Annotated in this window: 4 protein-coding genes; all 4 read right to left on the reverse strand. The window is 75.3% G+C overall.

Translation table 11 applies throughout. The features are described 5' to 3' along the window. Window positions 1-59: 59 nt before the first annotated feature. On the reverse strand, window positions 60-1010 hold the full coding sequence (locus GT030_RS21880) for an acyl-CoA desaturase (protein WP_346009708.1): 951 nt from the start codon (window positions 1008-1010) through the stop codon (window positions 60-62). Window positions 1011-1089: 79 nt separating this feature from the next. Continuing rightward, window positions 1090-2343, reverse strand: a complete 1254-nt coding sequence (locus GT030_RS21885; RefSeq protein ID WP_161202558.1) for a beta-ketoacyl-[acyl-carrier-protein] synthase family protein — start codon at window positions 2341-2343, stop codon at window positions 1090-1092. Between the two features lie 110 nt (window positions 2344-2453). Beyond that, complete coding sequence (locus GT030_RS21890) at window positions 2454-2771, reverse strand: hypothetical protein (protein WP_161202559.1); 318 nt, start codon at window positions 2769-2771, stop codon at window positions 2454-2456. Window positions 2772-2793: 22 nt separating this feature from the next. After that, window positions 2794-3064 (reverse strand): hypothetical protein (locus tag GT030_RS21895; RefSeq protein ID WP_202460402.1); only part of this gene is annotated, 271 nt, incomplete at its 5' end.

Genomic DNA, 3064 nt, shown 5'->3' on the forward strand with positions numbered 1-3064 from the left:
TTCCCCGTATTCCACGCGGCCGGGCCGATCCCGGTCGTTGACGGTGCCTAAGACCGCAATCATCGCGGCCCGGTTCCCGATTCCGGCGCTTTGGCTTCGCGGCGTCGCGCCCGCACCCGGCCGGCGTCGGGCCAGCGCACGTCGTAGGCCCAGCCGAGCCCCTCGAACCAGCGGATCAAGCGGGCGCTGGCGTCCAGTTGGCCGGTGAGGACACCGTGCCGGGCGCTGGTCGGGTCCGCGTGGTGGAGGTTGTGCCAGGACTCGCCGAACGACAGCGGGGCCAGCCACCACACGTTGCCGGAGCGGTCCCGGCTGCGGAACGGGTGTGCACCGGTCGCGTGGCAGATGGAGTTGATGGACCAGGTCACATGGTGCACCAGGCAGATCCGCACCAGTCCCGCCCAGAAGAACGCCGTCGCCGCGCCCGCCCAGGTCCCGGTGATCAGCAGCCCGAGCAGGGCGGGCAGCGTCAACGAGAGCGCCACCAAGACCCCGAAGTTCCGCGAGACCAGCCGCAGCGCCGGGTCCCGTTCCAGGTCGGGCGCGTACTGGGCCGTGGAGGCGTGGTCGGGGTCGAAGAGCCAGCCGAGGTGGGCGTGGAACATGCCCTTGGCGAGCGCGCCCGGCGTGCGGCCGTACCGCCAGGGCGAGTGCGGGTCGCCGTCGCGGTCGGAGTACCGGTGGTGCTTGCGGTGGTCGGCGACCCAGGTGAACAGCGGCCCCTGCACGGCGAGGCTCCCCGCGACGGCGAGCGCGATCCGCAGCGGGCGGCGCGCCTTGAACGAGCCGTGGGTGAAGTAGCGGTGGAACCCGACGGTGATGCCGAGCCCGCTGACCAGGTAGAACACGGCGGCGAGCACGATGTCGACCGGGCTGAGTCCGTTGCGCCAGGCAAGCGGGACGGCCGCGAGGAGCGCGAGGAAGGGGACGGCGACGAAGACCCCGATGAGGATCTGCTCGGCGTTCGGCCAGGACCACCTCCGGCCGAGGGGCGCTACGGCGTCCGGGATCTGCGGCGCTTCCGGGACTTCCGGCACGGGCGGAACCTTTCGGCTGGGCACGGGCGCTGGGTGGGCCCGTGGGGAGGGACTACTCGGCGGCGGTGAGGGCCAGTACGGCGTTCTGGCCGCCGAAACCGAAGGAGCTGCTGATGGCGGCGCGCATCGGCGTGGGACGCGGGACCTTGGCGACGACGTCGAGGTCGATGGCCGGGTCCTGGGTGTGCAGGTTGGCGGTGGGCGGGATGAGCTGGTGGCGCAGGGTGAGGGCGGTGCAGGCGGCCTCGATGGCACCGGCGCCGCCGATGGCGTGCCCGATGGTGCCCTTGACGGCGGTCACCGGGGGCGGGCGGTGGAATACCTGGCGGAGGGCGTTGTACTCGGCGAGGTCGCCCTGCGGGGTGGAGGTGCCGTGCGCGTTGACGTGGTCGATGTCCTCGGGGGCGAGCCCGGCGTCGAGGAGGGCGCTGCGGATGGCGCGGGCGGCGCCGTCGCCGCCGGGGTGCGGGGAGGTGAAGTGGTGGGCGTCGCAGGAGGCGCCGTACCCGGCGACCAGGGCGGTGGGCCGGGCGGCGCGGGAGCGGGCGTCGGCGGTGCGTTCCAGGACGAGGACGGCGGCGCCCTCCCCGAGCACGAAGCCGTCGCGGTCGCGGTCGAAGGGGCGGGACGCCTCGTGCGGGGCCTCGGCGCGGCGGGACAGGGCGCGCATCTGGGCGAAACAGGCGGCGGTCATCGGCAGCCGGGCGGACTCGCTGCCCCCGGCCAGGACGAGGTCGCAGGCGCCGGAGAGCAGCAGGTCGCGGGCGAGACCGATGGCGCTGGTGCCGGAGGCGCAGGCGGTCGAGACGACCAGGTTGGGGCCCGTCGCACCGAGGTCGAGGGCGATCTCGGCGGCGGCCATGTTGGGCACGCTGCGCGGCAGGGCGAGCGGGGAGACGCGGTCGGGGACGCGGGCGGCGAGCCGGTCGAACTCGGCCTGCCAGCCCTGCATGGAGCCGGTGCCGACGCCCATGACGATGCCGATGCGCGGGCCGTCCCAGTCGCCGGGGGTGAGCCCGGCGTCGGCGACGGCCTCGCGGGCGGCGAGCAGGGCGAAGGTGGTGAAGCGGTCGAGCCGGCGGCTGAGCCGGTGCCCGAGCAGCCGGGGCGCGTCGAGGTCGGGTACCCGGCAGGAGAACGCCACGGGCAGGCCGTCGAGTCCGGGGTCGGCGGTGGCCGTGGAGGTCCCGGCGCACAGGCCCTCCCAGGCGGCCGCCTGTCCGACGCCGGCCGGGGTGACCAGTCCGATTCCGGTGACGGCCACGGGGGCGCGCCGGGTCGCTTGACCTGCGTTCACGAGCTGCATGAGCGGTGATTATCCGGGCCGGTGGGGTACTCCCCCGGCCGCCACGACCCGTTCGGCCCAGGACGCCACGGGCTACCACTCGGATGCCCGAACGTCCTTGACGCAGCGCCTCATTCCCGGCCGGCGGCCGGGAGCACGGCGGGAGCGGCCGGCCGGCGGCGGGGCCGGGACCGGCCGGGACCGTTCTGGCTGAGCAACGCCTCTGCCACGAAACGCAGTTGGCGGGCGGTCGTGCGGCACGCGGCGGCCTGGCGGGCGAGGGTGGGTCTGCCCCACTCCGGCGCGGCGACCCGGCCGTTCAGGGCGGCGGCGGTGGCGAGGAGGCGGCGGGCGTAGCCGTCCATCAGGTCGGCGTCGGTGCGCAACTGGGCTACACGGTCGAGGAGTTCGGCGGCGATCGGGTGGGCGGGCGTGGAGTGGCTCACCATGACGGCTCCCGGTGGCGGAGGTTCAGCGCGGCAGGACGGCGCCCGCGGCGCGGTGGACCATGAACTGCGGGCAGGCCACGACGAACAGCGGCCGGGCGGTGTCGATGCCGAGCCTGCGCAGCTGCCCGGCCATGGGTTCGGCGGCGGCGGTGTCCAGCCGCAGCCGCACCCCGGCCCCGGCGTGCAGCCGGGGGCGCCCGGAGGTGCGGATCGCGGTGCGTACGGTGCTGTCACCGCGCCGCCCGTACAGCGCCCAGTCCGGCTCCGGGCAGCGCACGCCGGGTCCGAGGCGG

Origin of the sequence: Streptomyces sp. SID1328, from assembly GCF_009865595.1 — a bacterium.
Lineage (GTDB): Bacteria > Actinomycetota > Actinomycetes > Streptomycetales > Streptomycetaceae > Streptomyces > Streptomyces griseoluteus.

Bases quoted from the DNA above. Each gene is read 5' to 3' on its own strand.
- GT030_RS21890 (WP_161202559.1), bottom strand. From the start codon at position 2,771: ATGGTGAGCCACTCCACGCCCGCCCACCCGATCGCCGCCGAACTCCTC.
- GT030_RS21885 (WP_161202558.1), bottom strand. From the start codon at position 2,343: ATGCAGCTCGTGAACGCAGGTCAAGCGACCCGGCGCGCCCCCGTGGCC.